The following is a 15,115-nucleotide window of genomic DNA, read 5'->3' on the forward strand; positions in this document are numbered from 1 at the left end:
CGGAGCCGCGCGCGAAGGGATGGGTTGCCCTGGCGCCATGGCCGGCGCATCGTCCGCGGCCGACCCGTTCCGGCCGATCCAGGAGGAAAACCATGCTCGACCGCCCCAACCCCGCCCCGGAGGCCCCCTGCCTGGACCCCTTCGCGCTGGCGAAGGCGCTTTCGGGCGTCCACTTCATCGGCGGCCGCTACGTCCCGGCGCGCTCGGGCCGCAACTTCGCGGTGGTGAACCCCGCCACCGGCGAGGCCGTGGCCGAGGCGGCCGATGGCGACGCGGCCGATGTCGAGGCCGCGGTGGCGGAAGCCGCGCGCGCCCAGAAGGAATGGGCCCGCGTCCCCGCCCGCAAGCGCGGCGCGCTGGTGCACAAGGCCGCCGCCCTGATCCGCGAGCATGTCGAGGAGCTGTCGCGCCTGGTGGCGCTCGAGACCGGCAAGGCGCTGCGCACCGAGAGCCGCGTCGAGGCCAACAACGTGGCCGATATCTTCGAGTTCTTCGGCGGCCTGGGCGGCGAGCTGAAGGGCGAGACCGTGCCCTTCTCGCCCGAGGTGCTGGACATCACGGTGCGCGAGCCGCTCGGCGTGGTGGGCGCCATCATCCCGTGGAACATCCCGATGATGCTGATGGCGCTGAAGGCGGCGCCCGCCATCGTCGCCGGCAACAGCATCGTCGTGAAGTCGGCCGAGGAGGCGCCGCTCGCGGTGCTGCGCATCGTCGAGCTGATGAACCGCGTGCTGCCGGCGGGGGTGTTCAACATCCTGAGCGGCCAGGGGCCGGAATGCGGCGCGCCGCTGGTCGAGCATCCCCTCGTGAAGAAGGTCACCTTCACCGGCTCGGTCGAGACCGGCAAGATCATCTACCGCGCGGCGGCGGAGAAGCTGATCCCCGTCACGCTCGAACTCGGCGGCAAGTCGCCGATGATCGTGTTCGCCGACTGCGACTTCGAGAAGACCGTGCAGGGCGCGCTGACCTCGATGCGCTTCACGCGCCAGGGGCAGAGCTGCACGGCGGCCAGCCGCATCTTCGTCGAGCGCCCGATCTACGAGCGCTTCGTGGCGGAGATGGCCAGGCGCGTGGACGCCATGGTGATGGGCGACCCGCTGGACGAGAAGACCGACATCGGCACCATCATCTCGCCGGGCCAGTTCGAGAAGGTGCGCGGCTTCATCGAGGAGGGCAAGGCGACCGCCGGCGCCACAGGCCGCGCCTGCTCGGCCATGCCGTCGGACCCGGCGCTGAGGAAGGGCCTGTTCATCCAGCCGCACATCTTCACCGGGCTGGGCACCGAAAGCCGGCTGGTGCGCGAGGAGATCTTCGGCCCTGTCACCGTCGTGTTTCCGTTCGACGATGCCGAGGCGGTGCTCGCCGCCGCCAACGACACCGAGTTCGGCCTCGCCGCCAGCGTCTGGACCAACAACCTGAGGATCGCGCTCGACTTCGCGCACCGCATCGAGGCGGGGCTGGTGCAGGTGAACCAGAACCTCGTCGTGCAGCCGAACCTGTCCTATGGCGGGGTGAAGGCCTCCGGGCTCGGCAAGGAGGCCAGCCTGGAATCCATGCTGGAGCACTTCACCCACAAGAAGACCATCATGGTAAACATGGCTTAATAGAAATGCGCCTGCGCCGCCCTCCTCGTAAGATTTGGTCAGAGGGCGGGCGGCGCTGCACTTCATCCGGCCTGAACAACGCAATGTGCGTCGCCGGCGGCAATAGTTTGGGCTAGGCCCGTGCTGCCTGCCGTCCTGCCTGCATCATTGTGCGCGGTCATCTGGGGCAGGCAGCCTTTGAGATCGGCACGATATGAGCACAGGACAGCAGCAAGAAAAGACCGCGCCCAATCCCCGCAGACCTGCCCGCTTCCGTGCCCACCTCCTGCGGCTGGTGCTCGCCACCGCCCTGCCGCTCGTGGCCCTCGCGGCCGGCCTCGCGATCTGGACGGCGCAGGAGCAGCGCGGCGACATGCTGCGTGCCATGGCCGGCACCGCCAACGCCCTGCAGCTCGCCGTGGACCGCGAGCTGCGCGTGACCATCGCGGCGCTGGAGGTGCTGTCCACCTCGCCCGACCTCGACCGCGCCCTGCGCGAGGAGGGTGCCGTGCCGGCGCTCGCCGCCTTCCACGTCCAGGCCTCGGCGCTGGTGGCGCGCCGCGCCGCCGCGCTGATGAATGTCAGCCTCTACTCGGTCGAGGCGGCGCGCCCGGTGCTGAACACGCTGGTGGTGCCGGGCGCGGCGCTGCCCGCCATCCGGCCCATGCGCGCGCCCCCCCGCCCCGACGGGAGCGAGCACGAACCCGCCCTCCCCATGCGCACGGCGCTGCAGGACGGCCAGCCTTATGTTTCCGACCTCTACCGGCCCGCGCTGGCGCGGGACTGGGTGGTGGCCGTGGCGCTGCCGGTGCGGCGGGAAGGGCGCGTCGTCGCGGTGCTGGCGGCCAATCTCCGCCCCGAGGGCATAGGCCGCATCCTTCAGGAGCAGGCGCCGCCCCCCGGATGGGTGGCCTCGGTGGTGGACCGCGCCGGCATGGTCGTCGCCCGCTCGGCCGAGCAGGAAGCGTGGCTGGCGCAGCCCGCCATGCCGGAGATCCGCGACTTCATGGCGGAAGCCGAGCGCGACAACGGCCTGGTCCGCACCGCCACCTATGACAGGGTGCCGGTCTATGCGGCGGTCCACCGCACGGGCGCGGTGCCCTGGATGGTGGTCTACGCGGCGCCGCGCCTGCAGGTGGACGGCCCCCTCTGGCGGGCGCTGGGCCTGGCCGGGGCGGGCGGGCTCTGCGCCGCCGCGCTGGCGGCGCTGGCGGCGCTGTGGCTCGGCCGCAGGCTGGGGCGCGAGATCGAGAGCCTGGGCATCGACGCCGCGGCCGTCGCGCTCGCCGAGGCGCCGCCCCCCGCCCGCGCCTCGGCCACCGTGCGGGAGGTGGCGATGGCGCGCGCCGGCCTGATCCGCGCGGGCGAGGCGCTGCGCCTGCGCGCCCGCGCCAAGCGCGAGGCGGAGGCGAACCAGAAGCTGCTGGTGCGCGAGGTGGACCACCGCGCCAAGAACGCGCTGGCCGTGGCGCTTTCCCTGGTGCGCCTGGCTCCGCGCGACGTGCCGCCGGAGCGTTTCGCAGCCTCGGTGGAGGGGCGCGTGGCCGCCATGGCGCGGGCGCATGCCCTGCTGGCCTGCCACGCCTGGCTGGGCGCCGACCTGCGCGCCGTGGTGGAAGGCGAGCTGGCGGCGCACCGGGAGGCCGTCCGCCTCGACGGCCCGGCCGTGCAGATCGCCGCGATCGCCGTGCAGCCGCTGGCCATGCTGCTGCACGAGCTCGCGGCCAATGCGGCGCGGCATGGCGCGCTGGCCCGGCCCGATGGGCGGGTCTCGATCGCCTGGGCCTTCGACGGCGAGGAGGGCGACCTGCGGCTGCTGTGGGAGGAAAGCGGCGCCCCGCCGGAGAACGGCGCCCCCCTGCCCGAGGGCGCCACGGGCGGCCCGCCAGAGCCCCGCCTGGGCTTCGGGCTGCGGCTGGTGCGGCAGCTGGCGGAGCGGCAGCTGGGCGGCCTGCTGCGCCTCGTCTGGAGGGAGGACGGGCTGCGCGTCTCCCTCACCCTGCCCGCCCGGCACGTCAGCGCGCCGGACGGCGCCGTCTGGCGCATGGCGGCGCCGATCCTGGCCACGCCCGCGGAAGCCGTCGCCGCGCTGCAGCCGCTGGTGGAGGAGCCCTCCGGCCCGCCCCGCGTGCTGGTGGTGGAGGATGAAGCGCTGCTGGCGCTGGAGACGGCGGTGCTGCTCCAGGAGATGGGCTGCCTGCCCGTGGGCCCGGCGCACAGCCTGCAGGAAGCGATGGCCCTGGCCGCCGGCACCCCGCTCAGCGCCGCGCTGCTGGACGTGAACCTGGCGGGCGAGGTGGTCTTTCCGGTGGCCGAGATGCTGCGGGCGCGGCAGGTGCCCATCATCTTCATCACCGGCTATGGCGACGACGCCGAGCTGGCCGGCCACGCCGCCGCGGCCACGGCGGTGCTGCGCAAGCCCTATGCGCGCGGCATCCTGGCCGAAGCCTTGGTTCGCGCCCTGCGCCACCGCCCGGAAGCCGGCGCCGCCTGAGCCTTCCGCCTCCCGCCCGCCCTCTTGGCCGATGCGCGACGCGGCGGTTCAAAAGCCGCCCCGCGCGTGGCAGGGTGCCCGCCCATGCGCCTGCCCCTGCCCGCGATCGCCAGCGACCGCCGATTCCTCGTCATGCTGGCCCTCGGCTTCTCCGCCGGGGTGCCGCTGCCGCTCACCGCCTTCGTGCTGCGGCAATGGATGTCGGAGGCCGGCATCTCGCTGGCCGCCATCGGGCTCACGGCGCTGATCGGCCTGTCCTACTCGCTGAAGTTCCTCTGGGCGCCACTGATCGACCATGCGGCGCCGCCCTTCTTCCGCCGCTGGGGCAGGCGGCGCGGCTGGCTGGCCAGCATCCAGCCGGTGCTGGCGCTGGCCATCCTGGCGCTCGGCCTCACCAACCCGGCCGTGGCGCCGGAGATCACCGTGGCGGTCGCGGTGCTGGTGGCCTTCCTGTCCGCCAGCCAGGACATCGTGGTGGATGCCTACCGCATCGAGTTCCTGGAGGAGCGGCAGCAGGGCCTCGGCCTCGCCTACTATGTCTGGGGCTACCGGGGCGCGCTGCTGGCCTCCAACGCCGGGGCGCTGGCGGTGGCCGAGTTCGCCGGCTGGCCGGTGGCCTTCGCCTATTGCGCGGCGCTGGTGGGCATCGGCTTCATCGCGGTGTGGCGCGGGCCGGAGCCGGCGGCGGCGCCGGCCTCAGCACCGGGCTGGTCGGCGCGGCTGCGCGCCGCGGTGGTGGACCCCTTCGCCGACTTCGTCCGCCGCCCCTACTGGCTGTGGATCCTGCTGTTCATCGCGCTCTTCAAGCTGGGCGAGGCGCTGGCCGGCGTGATGACGGCGCCCTTCTACCGCGAGCTGGGCTTTTCCCGCACGGAGGTGGCGGCGGTGGGCAGCGTGTTCGGCCTGTTCGCCACGCTGCTGGGCGCCCTGGCGGGGGGCTGGCTGGTGGTGCGCATCGGCACCGCCCGCGCCCTGGTGCTGACCGGCCTGGCGCAGATGCTCTCCAACCTGATGTATGTCGCGCTGGCCCATGCCGGGCACGACATGCCCATGCTCTGGGCCCAGGTCGGCGTCGAGAACTTCACCGATGGCCTGGCCGACGCCGCCTTCGTCACCTACCTCTCCAGCCTGACCAGCCGCGCCTTCACGGCCACGCAATACGCGCTGCTGTCCTCGCTGGCGGCGGTGCCGCTGCGCACGCTGGGGGCCGGCTCCGGCAGCCTGGCCGCATGGCTGGGCTGGGCGGACTTCTTCCTGCTCACCACCTTCGCGGCGCTGCCGGCCATGGGCATCATGCTGTTCCTGCTGGCGCGGCTGCCGCCCGCCCGCAGGCCCGCCGCGGAGGGCGCCATCCTGCCTGCATCGGAAAGCTAGGCCGGAGCGTTACCAGGGTTCCCTTCCCGCGCCGGAGACCCTGCCCGTGCCATCCCACCGCGCTGCGCTCGAGATGTTCGCCCGGCTCGGCTATGCCGCCCGGGGCGCCGTCAACCTGATCATCGGCTCCCTCGCCCTGCTCGCCGCCCTGGGGCCCGGCGGCCAGGCCACCGGCTCCCAGGGGGCGCTGCGCGAGCTGCTGCTGCATCCCTTCGGCGGCGTGCTGCTCGGCATCGTCGGGCTGGGGCTGTTCGGCTTCGCCCTGTGGCGGACGCTGCAAGGGCTGCTGGACGCGGACAGCCACGGAACCGGCGCCAAGGGGCTGGCCGTCCGGGCCGGCGCGCTGATCTCGGCCGTCACCTATGCCGGCCTCGGCATCTCGGCCTTCGGGCTGCTGATGGGCGGCGGCGGCGATGACCAGTCGGCGCAGGACTGGACGCGGTGGCTGCTCTCGAAGCCGGCCGGCGAGATCCTGGTGGCCCTGGCGGGGCTGGTCGTCATGGGCGTGGGCGTGGCCATGCTGGCGCGCGGCTGGCGCGCCTCCTTCACCCGCCACCTGCGCTGCCCGGCCGAGGCCTCGCGCTGGGTGGTGCCGTTCGGCCGGCTCGGCTTCGCCGCGCGCGGCGTGGTGTTCCTGATCATCGGCATCTTCCTGGTGGTCGCCGCCTGGCAGTCCGACCCGCAGGAGGTGCGCGGCCTGGGCAGCGCCCTCCTGGCCCTGCAGGAGCAGCCCTTCGGCCGGGTGCTGTTCGGCGTGGTGGCGCTGGGGCTGGCGGCCTTCGGCATCTTCGAGTTCGCCGAGGCCCGCTACCGGCGCATCGAGGCGCCCGGCTGAGCGCCGCTCAGCGCTCCGCCCGCCAGCCCAGCCAGTCGGCGAGGTCCGGCACGCGGCGCGGCAGGTGCAGCGGCCCCGTCAGGCGCAGGCCGAACTCCGGCCCTTCCGCGTCGCGCAGGGCGAGCAGCAGGTCCATGCCGCCGCGCGCCAGGTCCAGCTCCCCCGCGAGGCTGGCGCCCGCGGTTTCCGCCATGGCCATGCGCCCCTGCTCCAGCACGGCCCGCCCGGAGCGGATGCGGGCGGCGAGGTCGAGCCCCTCGAAGGCCGTGGCACCATCGCCCAGCGCGGCGCGCAGCCCCGCCTCGGCGGCCACGAGGTCGGCGCGCTCGGCGGCGGCCAGGGCGCCGCGCAGATCGGCGCCGGTGAGGATGCCGTCGCGCACCGAGAGCTTCGCCTGGCCGTCCAGCGTGGCCAGCAGGGCGGCCGGGCTGTGGCCGGTGGCGCGCAGGTCGAGCGCCGCCTCCACCCGCCCCGCCGAAAGATCGAGCGGCAGGCCGGTGAGCGGCCCGGGAAGCGAAAGGCCGGCCATGCTCCCCTGCACGGCCAGCACGGGGGGGCTTGCCGCCCCGTCCAGCCGCAGCGCGCCGGAGATCCTGCCGCCGGCGAGCTGGGCGCGCGCGCCCTCCAGCACCAGCGCGCCATCCCGCAGGCGCAGCGTGGCCGCGGCCTGCTCCAGCACCGGCAGGCCGACCGGCTCCACGCGCTGCGCCGCGAGCGCCAGCTCGGCATCCAGGACCTGCAGCCCATCCAGCGCCAACGGCTCGCGCGAGCGCCAGTCGAGGCCCGGCAGCAGCAGCCGCTCGGCCGAGACGCGCCCGGTCAGGCGCGGCCGGCGCTCCCCCTGGGCGAGGTTGACCTGCCCCCCCAGCCGCAGCCCGGCGGCCACCAGGTCGAAGTTCTCCGCCACCAGCTCCTGCGGCGAGAGCGCCACATTGGCGATGAGCGAGAGCGAGCCCTCGTCCAGCCAGCCCGGCATGGCGAAGCCGGCCAGCTCGGCCAGCAGGCGCGGCGCGCCGGGGTGGCGCAGGGTGAGCGCGCCGGAATAGCGCGGCAGGGCGAGGTCCAGCGTGCCGTTCAGCTCGGCCCGCAGATCCCCCAGCTCCAGCCCGCCGCGCAGCGCCAGCGCCCCGGTGGGGCCGCTGCCGGACAGCCGCAGCGAGAGCGGCGCCCCCGCGATCGGCTCCTGGTCCGGCCAGGCGCCGGGCAGCAGCGCCAGCAGCGGCGCCGCGGAGGGCGCGCTCACCTCCAGCGCCAGGTCGGTCAGCCGCGGCGTCGGGCCGAGCTGCGCCACGCCGGACAGGGCCAGCTCGCTTTCCGCCACCCGCGCGGCGAGGCGGCGCGCGGTGAGCCGCCCGTTCTCCAGCGCCGCATCCGCCGACAGGCCCTGGAAAGTCAGGCCGCGCCACGCCGCCTGCTCGGCGGACAGGCGCAGATTGGCGTCGATGCCCGCCAGCCGGGCCTGGATGGCGGGCCAGCCGAGGGCGGGCGGCAGCCAGCCATCCAGCGCCAGCCGCTCGAAGTTCAGGCCGAGGCCCAGCGCCGGCCGCGCGCCGAAGCGCAGCACCCCGGCGCCGGACACACGGCTGCCATCCAGTGTCGCGGCGAATTCGGAAATGGCGGCCTGGGCCTCGTCCAGCGTCAGGCGCAGCCGGCCCTCGCCGCTCCGCAGGCGGGAAGGGTCGGTGCCTTCCAGCGGCAGGCCGAGGGCGGCCAGGGTGGCGCGCAGCGCCTCGCCCCGGAAGCGCAGCGCCGCCTCCAGCCGCCCGGTGCCGCCGCGCCCCGTGGTGGCGCCGTCCAGCTCGACCTCGGTGTCGCCCGGCAGCAGGGCGCCGACATTGGCCAGCGTCAGCCGGTCGCCTTCCACGGACAGCGCGCCGCGCAGCCGCCGCAGGGTGATGCCGCGCAGCGTCGCGGCCTCCGCCGTCAGGTCCAGGCCGAATGGCAGGGCTGCGGCGCCGGCGCCGCGCAGCGCCGCCATCCAGGGATCCAGCTCCACCCGGCCGGTCTGCAAGGCGAGGTCGAGGCGCGGCGCGGGGCTGACGCGCAGCGTGGCCGCGCCGCGCGCCGGGCTGCCGGCGATGTCGAGGCTCAGCTCCTCCGCCGCCAGCAACTCGGCCGTGACGCTGAGCCGGCCGCGCAGGCGGAAGCTGCCCGGAGGCGCCGGCAGCAGCGCCGCGAGATCGCTGCCGCCCCCTTGCAGGTTGCCCTCGAAGCCGCCCTCGGGCAGCAGCACGCCGCTGGTGGAGACCGAGGCGCGCGCGCCGCTCAGCGTCAGCGCCAGCGGCGCGATGCCGTCCCAGCCCGGGCGGCCGAGCGTGGTCTCGAAGGCCACCTCGGTCTGCCGCCAGCGGAAACGGCCCTCGATCCGCAGCGCATCGGCCGGGCCGCCGGCGGCGAGGCCCGCCTCCACCCGCTCCAGCGCCACCTGGCCGATGATGATGCGGGAATCCTGCACGCGCCCCTGCAGGCCGGTGAGCCATGGCGGCGGGCGGAAGGGCTGGCCGGGCGCCGGCGGCCAGGGCAGCCGGATCTCGGCGCCGACCAGCGCCACCTCGCGCGGCTCCAGCTCCAGCCGCAGCAGCGCCGGCCAGTCCAGCCGCAGCCGCAGCGCCCGCGCCTCGATGGAGATCTCCCCGTCCGGCCCGCCGATGGTGACGCCGCCCGCCTCCAGCATGGGCTGCGGCAGCAGCGCCAGCTTCACGGGGCCTGCCAGCGTCACCGGCTGGCCGAGCCGGCCGGCGGCCAGGATGGCCAGCCGGTCGCGGTGCTCGTTCCAGTCGGTCAGGCGGGGGCCGAACCAGAGGGCGGCCAGCACCAGCAAGGGCAGCAGCAGCAGCGCGCCGATGCCGAGCCGGCCGAGCCAGGGCCGGCGCGGCCGCGCGCCGCCCGGCGTGGGAGGTGGCAGGGGCGGCATCAGCCCGCCACGGGTTCCCACCCGCCGCCACCCGGCGTTTCCAGCCCTAGCACCTCGCCGGCCTGGAGATCGGCGCGGTCACGGCCGCCGAGCGGCTCTATGGTGCCGTCAAGCCGCTCCACCCATTGCCGGCCGGGGGCGCCATCGGCGCCGCCATGCAGCCCGTGCGGCGGCACCTCGCGCCGGCTGGCGACGATGATGGCCTGCATCGGCCGCAGGAAGCGGATGCGCCGCCGCGCGCCGTCGCCGCCGCGCCAGCGCCCCGGCCCGCCCGAGCCGCGCCGGATGCCGAACTCCTCCAGCCGCACCGGGTAGCGCAGCTCCAGGATCTCGGGGTCGGTCATGCGGGTGTTGGTCATGTGGGTCTGCACGGCGGAGGCGCCGTCGAACCCCTCGCCCGCGCCGGTGCCGCCGCACACCGTCTCGTAGTACTGGTAGCGGTCGTCGCCGAAGAGCAGGTTGTTCATGGTGGCCTGGGCGCAGGCGCAGGCATCCAGCGCGGCCAGCAGAGCGTTGGCGGTGTTCTGGGATACCTCCGTGTTGCCGGCCACCACCGCGGCACCCGGCTCGGGCGACAGGAAGGAGCCGCGCGGCACCACGATCTCCAGCGGCACCAGGCAGCCATCGTTGAGCGGGATGTCCTCCCCCACCAGGCAGCGGAAGCAGTAGAGCACCACGGCGCGCGTCACCGCCTCGGGCGCGTTGAAGTTGCCGGGGCGCTGCGGCGCGGTGCCGGTGAAGTCGATGGTGGCGCGGCGCGCGGCGCGGTCCACCCGCACGGCCACGCGGAGCGGCGCGCCATCGTCCATGGTGTAGGCGAACGCGCCGTCCCGCAGCCGGTCCAGCACCCGCCGCACCGCCTCCTCGGCGTTGTCCATCACGTGGCGCATATAGGCGCGCACGGTGGGCAGGCCGAACTGCGCCACGGCGCGGCGGAGCTCCTGCACGCCCGTCTCGTTGGCGGCGACCTGGGCCTTGATGTCGGCCACGTTCACGTCCGGGCTGCGGGCGGGGTAGCGCGCCCCGGCCAGCAGGGCGCGGAAGCCCTCCTCCTGGAACTTCCCCGCATCGACCAGCAGGAAGTCGTCGATCACCACGCCTTCCTCCTCCAGCGTGCGGGAATCGGGCGGGGTGGAGCCGGGGGTGAGGCCGCCGATGTCGGCGTGGTGGCCGCGGCTGCCGACGAAGAACAGGATTTCCGTTCCTTCCTCGTCGAACACCGGGGTGATGACGGTGATGTCCGGCAGGTGGGTGCCGCCATTGTAGGGGTTGTTCAGCGCCACCACGTCGCCGGGCCTGAGCGTCGCGCCGCGGCTGTCGATCACGGTGCGCACGCTCTGCCCCATGGCGCCGAGATGCACCGGCACATGCGGCGCGTTGGCGACCAGCCGCCCCTCGGCGTCGAAGATGGCGCAGGAGAAGTCCAGCCGTTCCTTGATGTTCACCGAGAGCGAGGTGTTCTGCAGCACCGTGCCGGTCTGCTCGGCGATGCTCATGAACAGGTTGTTGAACAGCTCCAGCAGCACCGGGTCGGGCCGCGCGGCGGCGCCCTCCCCCGCCGCCGCCGTCTCGGCCTTCGGGCGCGGCGCGGTGCGGCGCAAGATCATATGGTCGAGCGGCGTCACCTCGGCGGTCCAGCCCGGCTCGACCACGGTGGTCGCGGTGCGCTCGCGGATCAGGGCGGGGCCGGCGATGCGGTCGCCGGCGCGCAGGCTCTCGCGGTCCAGCACGGGGGCCGCGTGCTCCGCGCCGCCGGTGAAGAGGGGAACGGTGTCCACAGCCGCGGGCGCCTCGCCTCCGGCGCGGGGCGGCAGGCGCGGCTCCTCCACCGCCTCGCCGGGGGCGATCACCTCGACCACGCAGGCCTCGACCAGAACGGGGCGCTCGGGCGTCGCGAAGCCGAAGCGGCGGCGATGCGCCTCGGTGAAGGCCGCCAGCACCGTGGCGTGGTCGCCGAAGGGCACGGGCAGGAAGCTGTCCGTGCCGGCGTAACGCAGGTGCAGGCGCGGCTCGGCGCGCAGCCGGGCGGCCCCGGCGCCCTGGGCCACGAGGGCGGCGCGCCCCTCCGCCTCCAGCGCGGCGATGCGGGCGGCGAGCGCCTCCATCCCCTCGGGCGCGAGCGGCGCCTCGATGGCGGCCTCGCCGATCACGCTCTGGTCCGCCAGCCCCATGCCATAGGCGGACAGCACGCCGGCGAAGGGGTGGATGAACACCGTCTCCATGCCCAGCTCGTCCGCCACCAGGCAGGCATGCTGGCCGCCCGCGCCGCCGAAGCATTGCAGCGCGTGGCCCGCCGGGTCGTGCCCCTTCTGGATGGAGACCTGCTTGATGGCGCGCGCCATGTTGGCCACCGCGATGCGCAGGAAGCCCTCCGCCACGGCGCGCGGGTCCTGCGCCGGTTGGCCGGTGGCGGCGGCGATCTCGGCCGCCATGGCCGCGAACTTCTCCCGCACCACACCGGCATCGAGGGGCTGGTCGCCATTCGGCCCGAAGATGGAGGGGAAGTGGGCGGGCTGGATCTTGCCCGCCATGACATTGGCGTCCGTCACCGTCAGCGGCCCGCCGCGGCGGTAGCAGGCGGGGCCGGGCACGGCGCCGGCGCTTTCCGGCCCCACGCGGAAGCGGGCGCCGTCGAAGGACAGGATGGAGCCGCCGCCCGCCGCCACGGTGTTGATGGCCATCATCGGCGCGCGCATCCGCACGCCCGCCACCACCGTCTCGAAGGCGCGCTCGAACTGGCCGGCATAGAGCGCCACATCCGTGGAGGTGCCGCCCATGTCGAAGCCGATGATCTTCTCGAACCCCGCCATGGCGGCGGTGCGCGCGGCGCCGACGATGCCGCCGGCGGGGCCGGACAGGATGGCGTCCTTGCCCTGGAAGCTTTCCGCCAGCGTCAGCCCGCCGGAGGACTGCATGAAGTAGAGCGGCACGCCGGGGAGCTGCTCCGCCACCTGTTGCACGTAGCGGCGCAGGATGGGAGAGAGGTAGGCATCGACCACCGTGGTGTCGCCGCGCGGCACGATGCGCGGCAGCGGGCTCGCCTCGTGGCTGAGGCTGACCTGGGTGTAGCCCACCTCCCGCGCGATGACGCCGAGGCGCCGCTCATGGCCGGGCGCCAGCCAGGCATGCATCAGCACGATGGCGACGGCGCGGATGCCGGCCGCGAAGCCTTCCTCCAGCGCGGCGCGGGCGGCGGCCTCGTCGAGCGGCTCGATCTCGGCGCCGTCGGCGGCGATGCGGCCGCCAATCTCCACCGCGCGCTCATGCAGCAGCTCGGGCAGGCGGATGTCGAGGTCGAACAGGCGCGGCCGGGCCTGGTTGCCGATCCGGAGCGCATCGGCGAAGCCGCGGTTGACCAGCAGCAGCACCCGCTCGCCCTTGCGCTCGAGCAGGGCGTTGGTGGCCACGGTGGTGCCCATCTTCACCGCCTCGATGGTGCCGGGCGGGATCGGCGCGCCCTCCCCCAGGCCAAGGCAGGCGCGGATGCCCGCCACCGCCGCGTCGCGGTAGCGCCCCGGATTCTCGGACAGCAGCTTGCGGGTGGAGAGCGTCCCCTCGGGGCTGCGCGCCACGATGTCAGTGAAGGTGCCGCCCCGATCGACCCAGAACTGCCAGCCCGCTGCGGTCATCCCATCTCTCCGATCCTCGCCGCTTCCGTGTGGCGCCCGGCGGCGTGCCATGCAAGGCCCGAGACGCCACCGGAGGCAATGGCAGGCCGCCCCCGGGCATGGTAGGGAGGTTGCGGACAGCGCAAAGGCGGGAGGCTGGCGGGCCTTGAGTTTGTGGGGGAAGATCCTCGGCGGCGTGACGGGCTTCGCCATGGGCGGGCCCTTCGGCGCGGTGGTCGGGGCGGCGCTCGGCCATGCCGCCGACGAGGGGGCGACGCGCCTGCCGGAGCTGGATGCCAGGCCCGAGGCCCTCGCCCGCATCACCAATCGCGACCAGCTCTTCTCGATCGGCGTCATCGTGCTCTCGGCCAAGCTGGCCAAGGTGGACGGCGCCGTGAAGCGGGAGGAGATCGATGCCTTCAAGCGCGCCTTCCGCATCCCGCCCGAGAGCCAGCGCGAGGTGGGGCTGCTGTTCGACAAGGCGCGCGAGGAGCCGGGCGGCTACGAGGCCTTCGCCAACCGCATGGGCGAGGCCTTCGCCGACAACAAGCTGATGCTGGAGGAGGTGCTGACCGCGCTGCACCACATCGCCCGTGCCGACGGGCCGATGACGCGCAGCGAGGCGGTGTTCCTGGCCAAGGTGCGCCAGGGCTTCCGGCTGGACGATGCGAGCGGCGCCCGCGCCCAGGCCGGGCAGTCCGCGCTGGTGCGGCCGCAGGGGCCGGACCCCTACGCGGTGCTGGGCGTGCCGCCCAACGCCACGGACGAGCAGGTGCGCCTGGCCTGGCGCCGGCTGATGCGGGAATACCACCCGGACAGCCTGGCGGCGCGCGGCGTGCCGCCCGACCAGCTGCGCCGCGCCTCGGACAAGGTGGCCGAGATCAACGCGGCCTGGGACCGCGTGAAGCGGGAGCGCAGCCTTTGAGCGGCGCGGCGGAGGGGCAGGCCTTCGCGGAAGCCTCCCTGCCCTGCCGCGACCGGGCCAGCCCCAACCACGATTCGCGCCCCGCGGGCGTGCCGATCGACACGCTGGTGCTGCACTACACCGGCATGACCAGCGCCGCCGCCGCCCTGGACCGGCTCTGCGACCCCGCCCCGCCGCCGCCGCTGCCGCGCGTCTCCTGCCACTACCTGGTGGAGGAGGACGGGCTGGTCTGGCGGATGGTGCCGGAGGAGCGGCGCGCCTGGCATGCCGGCATCTCCTTCTGGCGCGGGAACGAGACGCTCAACGGCCGCAGCATCGGCATCGAGATCGCCAATCCCGGGCATGAATGGGGCTACCGGCCCTTTCCGGCCCTGCAGATGGCCGCGGTGGCCGAGCTCTGCCTCGGCATCCTCGCCCGCCACGCCATCCCGCCCTGCAACGTGGTCGGCCATAGCGACATCGCGCCCGACCGCAAGCAGGACCCGGGCGAGCTGTTCGACTGGGAAGGGCTGGCGGCCAACGGGATCGGCCTGTGGCCGCGGGGCATCAGCGGCGGGGAAACGACGGCCGCGCCGGATGGCGTGGCGCGGGCGCTGCCGCTGCTGGCGCGCATCGGCTACCGGGCCGATCCGGCGCGGCCCGAGCTGGCGCTCGCCGCTTTCCAGCGCCGCTGGCGGCAGGAGGCCGTGAACGGCCGGGCCGATGCCGGCACGCTGGCGCGGCTGGAGGCCGTGGCCGCGCTCCACCCCACCCCCTGACGCCGCGCCTCCCGGCCGGCCAGCGCGCGCATCGCCGCAACGGGCGCATTGACTTCCCCGCCCCGGCGGCGCACAGGAGCCGCCGCGTCAGATGGCCGGGCGGCCGCTGGCTCCGGGCAGGTTCCGGGGCTGGAGGAAAGTCCGGGCTCCACGGGAATACGGTGCCGGTCAACGGCCGGCGAGGGCGACCTCAGGGAAAGTGCCACAGAAATCAGACCGCCAGCCCGGCTCGCCGCGCTGGCAAGGGTGAAACGGTGCGGTAAGAGCGCACCGCGCCCCTGGCAACAGGGGCGGCACGGTAAACCCCACCGGGAGCAAGGCCGAATAGGGGTGGCCGGCGGGAGTTCCGCGAGGGACTCGGCCGCAGGGGCGTTCCCGCCCCGCCACCCGGGTTGGCCGCGAGAGGCATGCCGCGAGGCATGTCCCAGAGGAATGGTCGCCCCGGGCGCGCGGCTTGCCGCGTGCCCGGACAGAACCCGGCTTACAGGCCATCTGACGCGCACACCCCATCCCGACTCACAATCCGAACAGTCGTAATACAGCGCCGAAGGTGCGCTGGATAAGGCGATGTTTTCCCAGTGTTCGGGAAGGCCTTTAACAGGGGTTTTACCCTTGCTGCCCAAA

8 protein-coding genes and 1 other RNA gene are annotated in these 15,115 nt (G+C 74.5%); 7 read left to right on the forward strand and 2 right to left on the reverse strand.

From position 1 onward, the window contains the following. Positions 1-92: 92 nt before the first annotated feature. From CR162_RS07270 to CR162_RS07285, 4 genes are all read left to right on the forward strand, one after another. Positions 93-1,604 carry an aldehyde dehydrogenase family protein gene (locus CR162_RS07270; RefSeq protein WP_099094872.1) on the forward strand — a complete coding sequence of 504 codons (1,512 nt, stop codon included), beginning with the start codon at positions 93-95 and terminating at the stop codon, positions 1,602-1,604. A gap of 193 nt (positions 1,605-1,797) precedes the next feature. Beyond that, the gene (locus CR162_RS07275) at positions 1,798-4,077 is read left to right on the forward strand and encodes an HWE histidine kinase domain-containing protein (RefSeq protein WP_099094873.1); all 2,280 of its coding nucleotides are present in this window, start codon (positions 1,798-1,800) and stop codon (positions 4,075-4,077) included. Between the two features lie 84 nt (positions 4,078-4,161). Further along, the gene (locus CR162_RS07280) at positions 4,162-5,451 is read left to right on the forward strand and encodes an AmpG family muropeptide MFS transporter (protein ID WP_099094874.1); all 1,290 of its coding nucleotides are present in this window, start codon (positions 4,162-4,164) and stop codon (positions 5,449-5,451) included. 46 nt (positions 5,452-5,497) lie between these two features. Further along, complete coding sequence (locus CR162_RS07285; RefSeq protein WP_218014845.1) at positions 5,498-6,286, forward strand: DUF1206 domain-containing protein; 789 nt, start codon at positions 5,498-5,500, stop codon at positions 6,284-6,286. Between the two features lie 7 nt (positions 6,287-6,293). On the opposite strand, the gene CR162_RS07290 is transcribed toward CR162_RS07285, so the two are convergent. Next, positions 6,294-9,200: an AsmA family protein gene (locus tag CR162_RS07290; protein ID WP_141563097.1), complete on the reverse strand. Its 2,907-nt coding sequence runs from the start codon at positions 9,198-9,200 to the stop codon at positions 6,294-6,296. Beyond that, a complete protein-coding gene (locus CR162_RS07295; protein WP_099094877.1) occupies positions 9,200-12,829 on the reverse strand; it encodes a hydantoinase B/oxoprolinase family protein in 3,630 nt (1,209 codons plus the stop codon). Before CR162_RS07295 ends, CR162_RS07290 begins: the two co-directional genes overlap by 1 nt. A 145-nt stretch (positions 12,830-12,974) precedes the next feature. Here CR162_RS07295 and CR162_RS07300 point away from each other — a divergent pair, with 145 nt between their 5' ends. The 3 genes from CR162_RS07300 (at position 12,975) to rnpB (ending at position 14,991) form a co-directional block, all read left to right on the forward strand. After that, positions 12,975-13,733 carry a TerB family tellurite resistance protein gene (locus tag CR162_RS07300; protein WP_099094878.1) on the forward strand — a complete coding sequence of 253 codons (759 nt, stop codon included), beginning with the start codon at positions 12,975-12,977 and terminating at the stop codon, positions 13,731-13,733. Further along, complete coding sequence (locus CR162_RS07305; protein WP_408887451.1) at positions 13,730-14,491, forward strand: N-acetylmuramoyl-L-alanine amidase; 762 nt, start codon at positions 13,730-13,732, stop codon at positions 14,489-14,491. The genes CR162_RS07300 and CR162_RS07305 overlap by 4 nt, the downstream gene beginning before the upstream one ends. Before the next feature lie 87 nt (positions 14,492-14,578). Next, positions 14,579-14,991: RNase P RNA component class A (rnpB, locus tag CR162_RS07310), an RNA gene on the forward strand. The last annotated feature ends 124 nt before the right edge of the window (positions 14,992-15,115 follow it).

Source organism: Teichococcus rhizosphaerae (assembly GCF_002631185.1).
GTDB lineage: Bacteria > Pseudomonadota > Alphaproteobacteria > Acetobacterales > Acetobacteraceae > Pseudoroseomonas > Pseudoroseomonas rhizosphaerae.

What these genes read in the sequence shown, in the direction of transcription:
- CR162_RS07270 (WP_099094872.1), top strand. Translation starts at nt 93, where the DNA reads ATGCTCGACCGCCCCAACCCCGCCCCGGAGGCCCCCTGCCTGGACCCC.
- CR162_RS07275 (WP_099094873.1), top strand. Translation starts at nt 1,798, where the DNA reads ATGAGCACAGGACAGCAGCAAGAAAAGACCGCGCCCAATCCCCGCAGA.
- CR162_RS07280 (WP_099094874.1), top strand. Translation starts at nt 4,162, where the DNA reads ATGCGCCTGCCCCTGCCCGCGATCGCCAGCGACCGCCGATTCCTCGTC.
- CR162_RS07290 (WP_141563097.1), bottom strand. Translation starts at nt 9,200, where the DNA reads ATGCCGCCCCTGCCACCTCCCACGCCGGGCGGCGCGCGGCCGCGCCGG.
- CR162_RS07295 (WP_099094877.1), bottom strand. Translation starts at nt 12,829, where the DNA reads ATGACCGCAGCGGGCTGGCAGTTCTGGGTCGATCGGGGCGGCACCTTC.